Origin of the sequence: Fictibacillus sp. 18YEL24, assembly GCF_015903855.1 — a bacterium.
GTDB classification, from domain to species: Bacteria; Bacillota; Bacilli; order Bacillales; family Fictibacillaceae; genus Fictibacillus; species Fictibacillus phosphorivorans_C.
Genome location: NZ_JACZDT010000002.1, coordinates 962,240 through 977,297 on the forward strand (window position 1 = coordinate 962,240; position 15,058 = coordinate 977,297).

Genomic DNA, 15,058 nt, shown 5'->3' on the forward strand with positions numbered 1-15,058 from the left:
GCACAGAGTATGTGGTTTTAGTGAATGTGGTGAAATTCCTATGACACATACGTAAATTTTAATACAAAAGGTATTTGTTCTGCTAAATTGATAGTGTTATAAAACATATTTCGAATTACAGCAGAAAGAAGGTGGCCTTAGTGTATAAGCGGTATAAACCGTTTGTTTTCTTGGGTATGTTATTGACTGTTTTCTTATTGAGTGGATGCAGTGATTTGCTCGTACTTGATCCTAAAGGACCGGTAGCTCAACAGCAGAAAGACCTGATCATGTATTCAATCATATTTATGATAGGAATTATAATGGTCGTTTATGTGTTGTTTGGATTTATCGTATATAAGTATCGTGATCATAAGGGTCATAAGGGGTACGATCCTGAAAATAAAGGAAGTCACTTAATTGAAGCCATTTGTTTGATTATCCCGTTGATTATCGTTGTTGCGTTATCTATTCCAACGGTAAAAACTATTTATTCTTTAGAGGAAGCTCCAAAGGGAAGTGAGAATAAAAAGCCGTTGGTTATTCAAGCAACCTCGGTGGATTGGAAGTGGATTTTCACGTATCCAGAGCAAAATATAGAGACAGTAAACTATATCAATATTCCAGAAGACCGTCCTATACTATTCAAACTTACATCAGCTGATTCAATGAACTCGTTCTGGGTGCCTTCATTAGGTGGACAAAAGTATGCTATGGCTGGTATGCAGACTGAGCTCTATCTTCAAGCCGATGATCCAGGGGTTTTTGATGGCCGAAATTCAAACTTTAATGGTGAAGGTTTCACAGACCAAACATTTAAAGTAGCTGCTTTAACATCAGAGTCTTTTGATAAATGGGCGAAAGAAACCCAGCAAGAAGCACCAAAATTGACTAAGAAGCAGTACGATCAACTTATGCTTCAAGGTCATACGAAAGAAATGACTTTCTCATCTACCCATCTAAAGTGGGTTAAACATGAAAATGATGCAGATTACGCTATTAAAGTGCGTGAACGCTTAAGCAAGTAATATAGTAAGGCAAAGTCTAATGGGGTGAAACTGCCCCATTAGAAGAGGAGGCACTATCAATGAAATGGGATGAATTTTTTGTAACAGGTGATCCGCTCATTTATGGGGCGGATGTCTCGATTGCTATCACGATGTTAGGAATTGTTTTTTTTCTGACATACTTTAAAAAATGGAAGTGGTTATGGACCGAATGGCTAACTACCGTCGATCATAAAAAGATAGGTATCATGTATATCATCTCTGCTATCCTGATGCTATTCAGAGGGGGAGTTGATGCTCTTTTAATGAGAACGCAACTCGCAGTCCCTGAAATGGAGTTTCTCGATTCACAGAAATACAACGAGATATTTACAACACATGGCACGATTATGATTATATTTATGGCGATGCCGTTTTTAATTGGACTAATCAACGTGGTTGTTCCATTACAAATAGGTGCACGGGATGTAGCATATCCTTATCTGAATGCTGTTAGTTTCTGGACATTCTTTATTGGAGCGATGCTGTTTAATATCTCGTTTGTTATAGGCGGATCTCCATCTGCTGGGTGGACGAGCTATATGCCGCTTGCGAGTAATGAACTAAGTCCTGGGCCTGGTCAGAATTATTACCTCTTGGGGTTACAAATTTCTGGAATCGGTACTTTGTTAACAGGTATCAATTTTATGGTCACTATATTTAAGATGCGTGCACCAGGAATGACATTGTTCCGTATGCCAATGTTCACTTGGTCAGCACTCGTTACGATGGCTATCATCATTTTTGCTTTTCCGATCTTAACGGTTGCTTTAGCTTTAATGACTTTTGACCGCCTATTCGGAAGTCATTTCTTTACACTTCAAGGAGAAGGAATGGATATGCTTTGGGCTAATCTTTTCTGGCTCTGGGGTCATCCTGAGGTTTATATCGTTATACTACCAGCTTTCGGTATATTTTCAGAAATAATAGCTACGTTCTCTAAAAAAACACTCTTTGGCTATAAAGCAATGGTCTGGTCGATGGTTCTAATCGCGGCATATAGCTTCTTAGTTTGGGTCCATCACTTCTTTACGATGGGTTCTGGTGCGTTGGTTAATTCTTTCTTTTCAGTTACCACGATGCTTATTGGGGTACCGACTGGTGTGAAGATATTCAACTGGCTCTTTACGATGCGTAAAGGTCAGATAGAATTTTCAACGCCAATGCTCTGGTCACTCGGGTTCATCGTTAATTTTGTAATCGGTGGGGTAACTGGGGTCATGCTCGCCATGGCAGCAGCAAACTACCAATACCATAATACGTATTTCTTAGTCGCTCACTTCCATTATGTACTAATAGCAGGTACGGTCTTCGCTTGTTTTGCAGGACTTGTATATTGGTATCCAAAAATGTTCGGTCATAAACTAAACGAACGTATCGGTAAATGGGTATTTTGGTTATTTACCATAGGATTCAATATTTGTTTCTTCCCGCAATACTTCCTTGGATTAGACGGAATGCCTAGACGTATATATACGTACAGCGAAGAATCAGGTTGGGGGCCACTAAACATGATTTCAACAGTAGGCGGGTTCATGATGGGGATTGCGTTCTTAGTTCTTGTTTATAACATTTACTATAGTTTCCGCTATGAACCACGTGAAAAAACAGGAGATGCATGGAACGGGCGTACATTGGAGTGGTCGACACCTTCAGCGATGCCGCCATTCTATAATTTCGCTAAAATTCCAGTGGTCAAAGGATTAGATCATTTCTGGAATGAAAAACAGAACAAAGAGATCAAACCATTGACGACACAAGATCTTCAAAAGATCCATATGCCTAATAATTCCGGTGTACCATTCGTTATGGCCAGCTTCTTCTTTGTCTCAGGTTTTGGACTTGTCTTTGAATGGTATTGGATGGCGATCATAGGGTTGATCGGTGTATTGGCAACGCTAGTTATTCGTTCTTTCGATTACAATAATGGTTACTATGTTTCGGTTGAAGAAATAAAAGAAACCGAAAACATAACTAAATAAAGGGAGGCGTGGACATGGCACAATCAAAAGTAAGAGACCTCAACACGCCGATGGAATATCAATCAGAGACTGGAAGATTGAATATTTTAGGGTTTTGGTTGTTCCTTGGGGCCGAAATAGCCTTGTTCTCAACACTGTTTGCGACATATATGGTTTTGATGGACAGGACAGCAGATGGTCCTGCATTAGGAGAATTGTTTGAAGTAAAAGGATTGTTGATACAGACTTTCTTGTTATTAACCAGTAGTTTCACATGTGGACTAGCAATCCATGAAATGCGTCGCTACAATGTAAAAGGCTTATTCTTTTGGATGATTACAACCATCTTGCTTGGTCTTGGATTCCTTGGTTTCGAGATTTATGAATTCTTTGTCTACATTCATGAAGGAGCGAATATAGGCACAAGTGCAGCATGGTCAGCATTCTTCGTATTGGTCGGTACACACGGACTGCATGTAACCCTTGGTATTGGCTGGATTATATTGATTCTGATACAGGTTGCAAAAAGGGGCTTAACACCTCAAACAACCGCTAAAGTATTTATTTCAAGTCTATATTGGCACTTTCTTGATGTTGTTTGGATCTTTCTCTTCACAGCCGTTTATCTCATGGGGATGGTGATGCAACATGGCTAATCATGCAGCTGCTCAACATAAAGGTATTCCTTGGAAGCATGTGGTTGGTTTTGTATTGTCTATTGTGTTAACACTGTTTGCTATATGGTTCGCCCTAGAAACCGATTTATCAACGAATATAAAATTGCTTGTTATTTTTGGGCTTGCAATTATACAAGCAGCATTACAACTCTTAATGTTCATGCACTTAACGGAGAATTCTAGAACACAAGGTTTTTCGGGACGAATTCAAATCGGGAATATATTATTTGGATTTTTTGTTGCGATTGTTATTGTAGTAGGATCGGTATGGGTTCTATCCTCTGGTCATGCAGAAAAGAAACCGACTAATGGAGAACACGAGATGAAAATGGATTCTGGATCAATGAACCATGATTAATAAACCTATTTGATTTACGGGTTACAGTAACTTTCATTATTTTCACATGCAAAAAGAGGAGCCGTTTTAGTGTAACGGCTCCTCTTTTTATTTTCTTTTATTTTAAGAGTTACTAAAAAATTTTCTTATAACTAATTTAATTTAGTGGTTGTTACCAGTATGTTTCCACGAAGTAGGTTCTCCTGTGTTAGGACAACTAGGAAAAGTGTCTCCATGCGTTAAATCAACATGTTCTCCGTCCTTATCAATGTAATGTCCGGATTCTGTGACCTCATCACCAGTTTTATGGGTGTGATCGGCATGTCTCCAAGAAGTCGATTCATTTGTTTTAGGGCAAGGAGGAAAATGATCTCCTTTTTGCAATTCTTTTGTTTCGCCTTCTGCACAGATATATTTCCCTGTTTCTAAAACTTCTTCATTAGTTTTGTGCAAGTCTTGTGTCTGTTGCATTTTTTATTTACTTCCTTTCTTTTTTTACTTTATCAAAAATAATTTTCCCTAATCTATTTTGATTAAACATGTTCCATTATATTTTAAAGAAATTTGTAGAGTGGAAACGGAATAATACGATTCAAATATACACACATTTATGAACTGTAGAACTGTAGTGTTTTAGTAAATTAAAGTATTCATAAAACTACGTTAATAAAATATGGACTTTCATTTAATTAAGGAAAAATGTAACAGGACGGTGGTTCTGTTAAAATTTGAATGTTTGGATATATTTGAGTGAGTAGTAAAGACCAAAATGAAAATTTGAAATTGCTTTCTTTAAGCTATTGACATTAACGAACGTGATATATTTATCGATAAACAAAGTGGTTGGGATTTTCCTCGTGAACAATATCACCTTCAAAAACGAATACTGAGAGTTATGTACATTTATTATTTGAATCGTTTCGGAAGGAATAAAGTGAAATCTCAAATGAATGGAAGGAATGACATCACAATAAACATATAAGCCGAAATAGTGGTTCTCGATATACCCATGTTAGATACGACTAAATATAAAGATAGTCTTGGAGTTTTTTATTGCTGATTTAATTTTACAAATACTATCCCGGGTGGCACAAGAAGAACCGGAAAGAATTTGGAAACGGCAGCGTGGAGGTATTGATGCTGCGTTTCGATACGGGGTTTCATTTGGATTTTTAGTTCGTAATACCAACCATAAAGAAACTTCAGGTATACTTACGGGACTATTTCTTCAAGAATAATATCAGAACTAATCAGCATAATTCTCCATTTCCAATAACTAAATCCTGTAATACAAATATCGGGTAATAATGTAACGTGCAAAAACTATTCTAAGTCCATCGAATTATTTTTAACAAAAATAACCTTTATTGTCTTAATTTATGTCATCATCGACATAATAGTCAGGTGTATCAGTTTGTATATATGTTAACTGACCGCCAGGATAAATCCCTTTATTTGTGATTTTATAATCATCATGGTTATGCATAGGATAAAATTGCGGAAAAAATTTATCATTTAAATCAATAATTGGTTGCTGACAAATTTGAAGATAATTAATTAACTCTGGTGACTTGCATTTAACAGGTTCTGTAGGAATATTAAAAACTGACTTAGAATCGGCTTTATACAATTTTTTTAATTGAGAACAAAATGAGGGAAAGCCATCTTGCCCTCTAGTAATATAATTTAAATATTCAAATCGTTTATCATCTGCATTTAGTAGTAAATCATAAGTTTCTCCCGAACCTATGCTTACAGTGAAACCTTTATTTTTGATTTCATTATGGAATGATTCATCGAGTTGGAAGAGTGATGAAAGCTTTATAAATGGATCAAGATGGCTATCCTTTCCTATAATTGTGAAATGCCATCCGTGAATATGCCAGGGTACAACCTGGTATCCCATATTAATCATCCTGAGCAAAAATTTTTGATCAGTTTCCACGCGGACAAATGATTCATAATTGATTTGTACAAAATCAGATTCTGATTCATTATATAATAGAGATAAAGGATGAGGTAGTAAAGTATCGGGGAATGAACGTCCATTAATTAGCCAAAAGTCCGGTTTGTAATTGGCAGCATCAAAGAATATACCCTTATTTACATTATCGTGCCATACCGAATCTACATCAGATAATAACATAACATACTCTTTATCAAAGTATGTATGAATGTTGTTATAAGCAAAATTTCTATTTGAAGCTGACTTGGGAATTTGAGGTTGTGGTATCCCTTTAAAAAACCATACTCCATTACTATTTTGTTTAATACCTGCTTTAAATAAGCTTTCTTTTGATGGATAAACGATTAAGCCTCCATACATACCCATCTGAATGTGTTCAGATGCCTCTACATGGCAGTGATACATTAATGTTCCTGGAATTTCTGGTTGAAAAAAATAAGTCATATTTGGTGGAGGATTTTTATAATTAGTCCAGACAGGCACACCAAAAGATGTTTCAGGAAACCCATCCAACTGAGTAGGGACGTGAGCCCCGTGCATATGAATAGTATGATAGTCCATTAAATTAGGACGTTCTTTCATTCCTAAATTTATGAGTGTAATGTAGATGCGATCACCAACTTCTCCAAAAATTAGAGGAGAAGGAATTGTTGCATTACCCTTCATATCAAGGATATTTTTCCAATTTTTACGATTGGACCAATCAAGTTTAGGATTAATAATTTTGTCATTTACTTTAAAAAGACCTCCAATAAATCCAAGAATATAAACCTTTTTTCTTGATTTTGGAGAGGGACACAGAGTTTTATCAATAGGCAGATAAACAAATCCGTCCGTTGCAAATAAAACATAATGCCTTATAGACATTGAAATACCCCCAGTCATAAGAAAATCATGAATTTATCAATCTGAATAGGCTATTAATTATCTTATGCAAGAGTTTAATCTCAAATGAACATCAGCCTTTTTCATGGTACCTCTAAATCATTATCACATTTCTTACGCTAATCCATTTATATACGTATAAATGAATTTTCAATACCGTAGATGTTGCACAATAATAGCGGTGATTATGTGGGAATCTAGGTATGTAAGAGCATGTAGAAGGTTGCCAACAAGAAAGTGTTGTACGAGAGGGAAAGAAATTGCTGACACCTGAGCAGATAAATATGTTACTCTTATATCTCATTTTTGGGGGTGTCGCATAACTCAAGCACCTTGGTCATGATTGAGAGACACACGAGTTGGATTTCCTCGGTTATCCGTCCCGTCTCTATTGATACCTCCTCTCGCCTCTTTTGACTAAATCCCTTTTTCGTAACATCGGCTAGATGTTCAAATAACAGCAAGAGCTCTTCGTTTTCTCGTTTTACGATTTCAGGGGGAGTTATACTTTGAAGCAAGGAGATGATTTTGTTGAACTTTTTTAAAATTAAGAATAAAAATCGTTCGATTGTATGAATATCACTTGTTAATGTAATCTCTTCGCAATCATCAGTTATATATTTTCCGATTTCCTTTAACAGTTGGCCATATTCTTTGTATTCCATATATGTCCCCCTATACTTGATGTCATCATATATAGAAACCATACCGCATGGTTCTGTTCGAGCATTGTTCTTTTGAACATTTCTTTAGATTACAGATTCGTGACGCCATCAGAGATCATTAAATAAAATCAATTAATCGTTTAATTGGTCATCGATGACAGTTGTTTTTATTTCATTACTGAAGGTTGACGCAGTGGTTTCTGTCTGTTTTGGCGCGTGTAGTTCTTTACTTTTTGTTTTAGTTTTACTTTATGTTTAATTTTAATTATGGGTTACAATGTAAAAGGGTTGAGAAGATATCAAAACTCCCTTTATTTTTTTGAAATCAATCAAGAGAGATTATATAGAAAATCAATAAGCCGAAAGAATTTTTTAAGAGAAAAAATGAATAAAGCTTAAAAAATTTTGATAGGCTCATTAGTAAAAATAATAAATATTATTTTAGGTACTTAGATGGATGTTCATGTTTTTAAACAATACTGTTATTCATCAGTAAGAAAGGGGAAAAAATATGTCTTCACTCATTACAAAAGGAATTAGTATTAATCGTATAGCACCTAATTCAGTAGCTTCGTTTGGAGATGCATTCTCAATTTCACCAAACCATAGTTCTAAATTCCACGGAGGCTCTGGAAGTTTGAATGTTGGAAATAATAAAATGATCTTCAATGGACCAAGTTACACGGTTACAGTTGATAATGATAAAAATGATAGTAATAATTCAACCAATCTCTAAAAAACAAAATTCATTTTATTATCGGTTTTAAATAGGGCCGTTTTAGCAGTAAGCTGTATACCAAAAATCATTTTCTAAGGGATACTAGCTGCCTGTTTTTCTACCTTCTATTCACGGTCCCCTATTACATAACAATTCCACTTAGTATACCTCATATTTTTGGCTTGAAAAATATGTTGTTCGCATCTGTTTATGTAAATGAAAAGAATCAAGAATAGGTAAAGGTGGATGAATTATGGGAGGGAGATTAGTATCCCTCCTGCAGTAATGGTTCAGTTCCATTATTAAAGAGGAGATAAGTTCCCTCTCTCATTTAACAATTTTGCTGGCTTTTTGTCACTATTAAAATATAAATCTAGTGGAGATCAATAATTGAGCTAGCTTATCTGGACATAGATATGTTAGAGAAAGCTAGGGGGAATGTGACCTTTTAGAAACAGTAATTTTTTTGAGTGAATGTTTAAAGCCCCAATATACACCTCCTCTACAATCTTGTTGGCCTTTATCTAAAACAGGAGTAATTCGTAAAATGCCTCATAAATTTAATTAACAGTATTTACTTTTTCATTCTCCCAATACATTTCACTGAATACCTCAGCAAATGCCTCCGAAGTATTAATGAGTTCCTGAAGATTGTTATCAATTCCACCCATTTCAATCAACAATGATTTGTTTGAAAGGTCTTGATTGTATACACCGTTTCCTTCATTTTTATCTTTAATAATTACTCCACGACAAAGATCAGGGTATTTTTCGTTAATCTTATTGTGCATTGATTCAGCTAGAACAAGGTTTTTTTCGTAACCTGGATGTTCCTTTCCAACCACTAAGAACAACCGGCCATATTGCTTACCGTTAATTTCGATTGTTGTTACTTTTTTAGGTTGTGAATCTCTATGCATATCAATCAAGTATTGAATGCTTTTATTATTAGAAATTGCGTCAATAACATTTTCTCTCGCTGCAATATATGCTTTTCCAGTACCCCAGTTCTTAGATTTAAGTTTTTCACCAATGTTAGACGTATCATGGGATACACCAATTCCTCGTTCTTCAAGATCTCTTTTTAAAAGGTCACCAATTGCTATGATGTTAGTTTCAGGGTTGGAACTATTATATGTTCCATCTTTTGACAAAGACTTAAACGCTTCATAACTATGCGAGTGATAAATATGAACCACGGGTTTGCCATTAGTGTTTGGCGCTTTATGTTTTTCTTCATTCTCTTTTAAAATTTGTTTATTTTCATCTGTCGGCTCAGTCATTTTCATGATTTCTTCGATAGGAGGTGTTGATTCAATAGGTAATGTTGAAAAATTGGTTCCTTTACTCGCTAAATAGATTTCTGAATCATATATTGCTAAGCCAGGTAACTCATTTCCAAATAAACTACGTATATCCCCAGGCCGAATATTGGTAGCGAGTTGAACGAAGATAGAGGATAACTTAGGAGGTTCACTTTCTGCTGGTAAAGCTTTTGTAAAGTAACCGTTTTGTGAACCTATCGCATATACGAGTGCTTCACTACTAAAGTCTCTAAGCCATTAGTAAGAAGCGTAGAATCAAACCATTTACTTTTTACCGTTGAAAACATAATTACAAATAGAAAAGTTAGGCTTACCAACAAAACAGTGGCTTGTAGATATCTATTTTTTTTCATAAGAGTTTTCACTTTCCTCTAGTGAACATTGAACAATGTGAAAGCAGAACAATGTAATTCCAGCTATGAATACTCCTATTGTAAATACCCATGGGAATAAAAAAAAACTAATAATAGAAGAAAAAAAGATAAAAACTAACCATCGATGTAATTTTTTCATAACATTCACCTCAGCGTCTAGTTAGTAGATTATATACTAGAAACCGAAAAGTATTCTTATAATAATAGAGGATTTAGAGTCTAGAATATATTTATTGCATGTAAATATATTACAGTGGAGTAAGAAAGATAATTAATATGATTGATTGGTAGAAATATTAGTTCAAACGATAGGTGGGTGCTTCTGTCATTTAATACGATGACCGTAGCTATCTGTGGCAGTTTGAGGTCAAGAACATTTAGAGACAATTTGTTATGAATAATATAGAAAAAAGAGGCAGACTCAAAAGTTTTTACACTTTGAGTCTGCGCCATTTTTAATTAATTTTGAATTTGTTAATATTTTTTGGCTCCAAGATACCTTGTTGACCAATATGAGTTTTTCATGGAACTTATACTCACACCCTTTGATGAAGAACTATGGATGAATTCATTATTTCCAATATAAATTCCCGCATGAGATGCGCCTGGTTTATAAGTTTCAAAAAATACCATATCCCCTACCTGTGGCGTGTTCACTTTTGTCCCTTTTAAGAAAATTTCCGATACGGTGCGTGGAAGGTTAATTCCGGTAGCTTCCTGATATACATAATTCAGATATCCGCTACAGTCAAAACCCTTTGAGGAGGTACCTCCCCATACATAAGGAACTCCCATATATTTCTTAGCTGTATTAACCAACTTTGCTTTACTATAAGTTGGGGCATATACCGGCGATTTAATACCTAATGCTTTAAATGTATCGGACCCCACAATACCATCCGCTTTCAGTCCCTTAGCTTTTTGAAAACTGATGACTGCACTTTTAGTATATGAACCAAAATAATTGGTAGTTTGTCCTGAATATGTAAAATAACCTTTACTCTTTAGATGAGTTTGCAAATCCTTGACCTCAGAATGTGTCATTCCTGGTTTAAGTGTCTGATCACCTAAAGCTGCTTTACCGATTGATGGGTTTAATGTTAAGAATCCTGCAATTGTTGCTCCTATAACTAATCTTTTCACTTCTTAATTCCTCCTGTTGTCTCTTTTGCTCTCATTATTCTAGCAATCTTTTATATCAAAGGTATTATGGTTAGGTTAATTAATAATTACAAATTTGTGCAGAATTTGAGGATATTCGACATTATTTCCAATTTTAGTTTACGAGCTACTGGTGAATAATTACTTATTGAATAAAACATCTGTTTTTGTGGGCGGGGAGGATCATCCAGGGTAAGAGAAATATTTAAACCTCTAAATTTTAAATAGAGTGGATAGGTATTAAAAGAAAAAAGGAAGGTAATGGGATTAATAATTTAGATTTGACAAACAATGCGAAATCAATATTAATGGGGGTGTATTGATAAAACTCCTGAAGCTTTTGGGGAAGTTTTTAGTGAGTTTTATTGGAAAACTGAAATGTTAATCAACATATAAATTATATAAACAAAGTTAAAGAGGGCTGAAACCGAGGAGTTACAGCCCTCTTTAACTTTGTTTGATATGGAAAAAATCTAATCAAAGTAATAGCTTACGCTGATAGCGAGTATGAGCATCAAAATCACTCTTACAAAAAAGTGTTTTATTTCAGATGATTTTAGAGTGCATAGCTTCTTCACATTTGTAGCTTATTATAGACTAAGAGGTTTACCGGTACATCAACATGACTCTATATGAAGTGAGGGACTATTTTGAATCAAGTGTTTTATATTTTAAAAAGTAAAACGTTTCTTAGTTTATTGCTAACAATTAATATTTTAGGTACAATTTATGGTTATATTTGGTACGGGGTCCAGTTAACTGAAACACCATCCAAGTTTTTACTTTTTGTACCTGACAGTCCCACTGCTAGTTTATTCTTTGTTATCGTATTATTTGCATTTCTAGTAAATAAAAATCTGCCAATCTTTGAAGGACTAGCAATCGTTACTTTGTTTAAGTACGGAATTTGGGCTGTTTTTATGAACATACTTGTGTTTATTGTTAATGAATCTCTTAATATTGTTGGTATGATGTTAATCCTTTCTCATCTGGGTATGGCAATACAAGGATTGTTGTATGCCCCATTCTATAAGATTAAACCACTTCATTTAACAATTGTAGCAATTTGGACGTTGCACAACGATGTAATCGATTATGTGTTTTTTATGATGCCAAGATACAGTTTACTTAATCAATATACGCCTCAAATAGGTTATTTTACTTTTTGGCTAAGCATTGGATCTATTTTGCTCACCTATTATATATGCATATATAGAAAAGGCAAACGATCTATTTAAGAATTTAATTTAAAATCCACTATTCTTTGCACCTAGTATTTCTGTACATTTTAAGGATTCTATGAACGTTTTAAAATCTACGGTTTATGAAGGCTTTAATCCATGTCATTCATAAAATCTTGCATCATTTTGTATGACAGGGGTCCTATAAACGTATTCGTAATCACACCATTAGAGTCAATAAAGTAAGTGGTTGGTATACTGATAGGTCGATAGATACTTCCTACTTGTCCTTCTTGGTCTAACAGTATGTTAAATGTTATCCCTTCATTATTAATATAGTTTTGTACATTAGATACACTACTTTCACTTGTTATAAGATTAATTCCAATGATAACAATTTCCTTATTTTTACTGTCTTTGTGAAATCGTTCCATTTCAGGGATTTCCTCTCGACAGGGGACACCGAGTCGCCTAAAAATTTAGGAGAACCTTCTTCCCGCGGAAATCTGACAATTTTGTTTTCGAGCCATTTAAAGACATCAATTCAAATTCAGGAGCGATATTTCCTTTTGAAATTCGGGTTTTAAGCTCTTCTTCACCTTTGTTACGTTCCATTCTTTTTTTTACTTCACTTGTATTATTATTGTTTTGAACTTCCTCCTTGGCGTTAAGAATACCATTGTTAAACAATGTCCAAGCGATCATTCCAGCAAGGAGAATAGTGACAAAAATAGTTTTCTTCATTTTTACATTCCTCCGTTACTTATGATATTGCAACTTCTTTTAATTATAAAAACATATATGGAGATTTTTGGGAGAAAAGTTTGTTAAAGAAATTCTTGTTCAAGTAGTTGACTATGCATAAATTCTTCATATATTTGTTGTAAGTTTTTTTAGAAAGGGTTAATTATCGAAATAACCACTAACCTTTTTCAATCATATTTAAAAAGGTCTAACTCGTTATTAGGGAGGCGAATGTATGAAAAAATGGCTTAAGTCTTTATCAATTGTTGTTCTATTAATGAGCAGTGTCGGAATTATATCTGCATGTTCTAATGATAAAGAAAATGAAGAGAAGATGGATAAAGAAAATATGGATGGGATGGACCACGGAAATATGGACAAGGAATAACTGTTGTGAGTTCATTAAGCGCTTGAAATTATTCAGATACTGCAAAACAAGAACTAATCTATCTGATAAAATCATTTATGGAGATCTCTTACGATTTTTGGAAAATAATAATGGTTTATAATAAAAAGTTCAGGTGCTCCCTGGGCTTTTTCTTATGAAATGGATAAACAAAGCCTCTTGGATAATAATCCTATAAATATACTTGTTTCATTAATTTATAGAAGAAATCTTATTTGATTATAGATTTTGTAATAGAACTGAAATGTAAACAAAGCTTAAAATGCATATTTCCTGCAATTTTCTTTTTTATAGTATTTCTTGTCAAAGTAAATCGAAATATTGCATCTGAGGGTAAGGAGAATATAATTTGAAAAGGAAATTTGTTTCGTTAGCTGCAGTTCTAGCTGTAAATATAACTTTTGTCAGTATTTCAAGTAATGTAAGTACTGTACATGGAGAATCACTGGAAGAAATAAAAAAGAAGAGAGAACAGAATGGTGAAAAAGAAAAGAAAAAAAAATCAGAGCTGAATTCAGTCAAAAATGAACAAAATAAGGTCCAAGATGGAATTCAAGAGATAGACAACAAAATATATGAACTAGAACAAAATATTAAGGAAAAAAGCACTGAAAAAGAAGATATTATTCTTTCTATTGATAGTCTGAAAAAATCAATAGCTATCATTGAAAAACGTATCGAGACTAGAGACAAGCTTTTAAAAAATAGAGTAAGTGCAATGTATGAGGATGGTGGAGTCATCCAATATCTTGATGTACTGTTAGGTTCTAAGGATTTCGGTGATTTTCTAGATCGGATAATAGCTTTAAATTTAATTGCAGAACAAGATCGTGAAATTATTGAAGAACATAAACTTGATCAAAGGAACCTTAAGTTGGAAAAACAAAAAGTTGATTCAAAACTTTCACAACTCGAAGTAACGCTAACTGAAATGAAAACGTTAGAAGAGCAATTAAGTGCCCAGCGAGATGAAAAAAATAGAATCCTAGCGGAATTGAAAATTGAGGAGGGGAAAATTAATAATTATCTAATAGAGCTTGATGAAAAGAATAAACTTTTAGCAAACCAAGAATCAGCAATTAAAGCTGAAATGGAACGCGCTAGAAAAGCAGAATTAGAACGTAAGAAAAAAGAAATGGAGAAAAGCAAAAGAGTTCAAAGTGCATCATCATCACCAGTTCAAGCAGAAACATCAGATGAAAGAGAGGGCAAGACAGGCATGTTTCTTTTTCCTACAGAAGGGACTCTAACATCTACGATGGGTCCAAGATGGGGGAAAGAGCACGCAGGCATTGATATTGCAAAAGCCGGTACAGTACCTATTGTAGCTGCTGAATCTGGTACAGTTCTTCGGTCGTATTATTCAAGCAGTTACGGTAATGTTGTTTTTATATCGCATTATATAAATGGGCAGTTATATACAACCGTATATGCTCATATGAATAGTAGAAGTGTACAGGATGGTCAAACAGTAAGCAGAGGTCAATTGGTCGGGTATCAAGGAAATACTGGTAATTCATTTGGTCAGCATCTACATTTTGAGCTTCACAAAGGTCCTTGGAACTCAGGCAAGACAAACGCTATTAATCCTATGCCGCTTCTTAGCAGATAGTAAGAATTTTAATTCGGGTGA

Annotated in this window: 15 protein-coding genes and 1 pseudogene; 9 read left to right on the plus strand and 7 right to left on the minus strand. The window is 34.4% G+C overall.

The window, feature by feature from the left end:
* Positions 1-140: 140 nt before the first annotated feature.
* The 4 genes from qoxA to qoxD are packed head-to-tail and all read left to right on the plus strand — an operon-like array spanning position 141 to position 4,021.
* The gene (gene qoxA / locus HU823_RS10100) at positions 141-1,007 is read left to right on the plus strand and encodes a cytochrome aa3 quinol oxidase subunit II (protein WP_197129759.1); all 867 of its coding nucleotides are present in this window, start codon (positions 141-143) and stop codon (positions 1,005-1,007) included.
* A 59-nt stretch (positions 1,008-1,066) separates the two neighbouring features.
* Positions 1,067-3,007: a cytochrome aa3 quinol oxidase subunit I gene (gene qoxB, locus HU823_RS10105; RefSeq protein ID WP_197129761.1), complete on the plus strand. Its 1,941-nt coding sequence runs from the start codon at positions 1,067-1,069 to the stop codon at positions 3,005-3,007.
* Positions 3,008-3,021: 14 nt separating this feature from the next.
* Positions 3,022-3,642, plus strand: coding sequence for a cytochrome aa3 quinol oxidase subunit III (qoxC, locus tag HU823_RS10110; RefSeq protein ID WP_197129764.1), 621 nt, complete (start codon positions 3,022-3,024; stop codon positions 3,640-3,642).
* A complete protein-coding gene (gene qoxD, locus HU823_RS10115) occupies positions 3,635-4,021 on the plus strand; it encodes a cytochrome aa3 quinol oxidase subunit IV (protein ID WP_197129766.1) in 387 nt (128 codons plus the stop codon). The genes qoxC and qoxD overlap by 8 nt, the downstream gene beginning before the upstream one ends.
* A 141-nt stretch (positions 4,022-4,162) precedes the next feature.
* Here qoxD and HU823_RS10120 read toward each other — a convergent pair whose 3' ends face one another.
* Positions 4,163-4,471, minus strand: a complete 309-nt coding sequence (locus HU823_RS10120; protein WP_197129768.1) for a hypothetical protein — start codon at positions 4,469-4,471, stop codon at positions 4,163-4,165.
* 279 nt (positions 4,472-4,750) lie between these two features.
* Between HU823_RS10120 and HU823_RS21880 the strand changes: the two are divergent.
* A pseudogene (locus HU823_RS21880) lies at positions 4,751-5,169 on the plus strand (recombinase family protein); the annotation flags it as partial.
* Positions 5,170-5,372: 203 nt separating this feature from the next.
* Here the strand turns inward: HU823_RS21880 and HU823_RS10125 are convergent.
* Both HU823_RS10125 and HU823_RS10130 read right to left on the minus strand, forming a co-directional pair.
* The gene (locus HU823_RS10125) at positions 5,373-6,833 is read right to left on the minus strand and encodes a multicopper oxidase domain-containing protein (RefSeq protein ID WP_197129770.1); all 1,461 of its coding nucleotides are present in this window, start codon (positions 6,831-6,833) and stop codon (positions 5,373-5,375) included.
* Between the two features lie 311 nt (positions 6,834-7,144).
* Entirely contained in the window at positions 7,145-7,516 is a 372-nt protein-coding gene (locus tag HU823_RS10130; protein ID WP_197129772.1) for a hypothetical protein, read from the minus strand.
* Positions 7,517-8,027: 511 nt separating this feature from the next.
* Between HU823_RS10130 and HU823_RS10135 the strand changes: the two genes are divergently transcribed.
* Complete coding sequence (locus HU823_RS10135; RefSeq protein WP_197129774.1) at positions 8,028-8,252, plus strand: spore germination protein; 225 nt, start codon at positions 8,028-8,030, stop codon at positions 8,250-8,252.
* Positions 8,253-8,794: 542 nt separating this feature from the next.
* Here HU823_RS10135 and spoIIP read toward each other — a convergent pair.
* Complete coding sequence (gene spoIIP, locus HU823_RS10140) at positions 8,795-9,757, minus strand: stage II sporulation protein P (protein ID WP_197130029.1); 963 nt, start codon at positions 9,755-9,757, stop codon at positions 8,795-8,797.
* Between the two features lie 650 nt (positions 9,758-10,407).
* Positions 10,408-11,076 carry an NlpC/P60 family protein gene (locus HU823_RS10145; RefSeq protein WP_197129776.1) on the minus strand — a complete coding sequence of 223 codons (669 nt, stop codon included), beginning with the start codon at positions 11,074-11,076 and terminating at the stop codon, positions 10,408-10,410.
* Between the two features lie 668 nt (positions 11,077-11,744).
* On the opposite strand from HU823_RS10145, the gene HU823_RS10150 reads away from it, so the two are divergent.
* The gene (locus HU823_RS10150) at positions 11,745-12,332 is read left to right on the plus strand and encodes a DUF1405 domain-containing protein (protein ID WP_197129779.1); all 588 of its coding nucleotides are present in this window, start codon (positions 11,745-11,747) and stop codon (positions 12,330-12,332) included.
* 95 nt (positions 12,333-12,427) lie between these two features.
* Here HU823_RS10150 and HU823_RS10155 read toward each other — a convergent pair whose 3' ends face one another.
* Both HU823_RS10155 and HU823_RS10160 read right to left on the minus strand, forming a co-directional pair.
* Positions 12,428-12,754 (minus strand): TlpA disulfide reductase family protein, encoded by a 327-nt coding sequence (locus HU823_RS10155; RefSeq protein ID WP_312035282.1) that lies wholly within the window; start codon positions 12,752-12,754, stop codon positions 12,428-12,430.
* The gene (locus tag HU823_RS10160; RefSeq protein WP_197129785.1) at positions 12,747-13,019 is read right to left on the minus strand and encodes a peroxiredoxin family protein; all 273 of its coding nucleotides are present in this window, start codon (positions 13,017-13,019) and stop codon (positions 12,747-12,749) included. The genes HU823_RS10155 and HU823_RS10160 overlap by 8 nt, the downstream gene beginning before the upstream one ends.
* Before the next feature lie 235 nt (positions 13,020-13,254).
* Between HU823_RS10160 and HU823_RS10165 the strand changes: the two genes are divergently transcribed.
* The gene (locus HU823_RS10165; RefSeq protein ID WP_197129787.1) at positions 13,255-13,407 is read left to right on the plus strand and encodes a Vmc-like lipoprotein signal peptide domain-containing protein; all 153 of its coding nucleotides are present in this window, start codon (positions 13,255-13,257) and stop codon (positions 13,405-13,407) included.
* 367 nt (positions 13,408-13,774) lie between these two features.
* Positions 13,775-15,037 carry a murein hydrolase activator EnvC family protein gene (locus HU823_RS10170; protein ID WP_197129790.1) on the plus strand — a complete coding sequence of 421 codons (1,263 nt, stop codon included), beginning with the start codon at positions 13,775-13,777 and terminating at the stop codon, positions 15,035-15,037.
* Positions 15,038-15,058 lie beyond the last annotated feature (21 nt).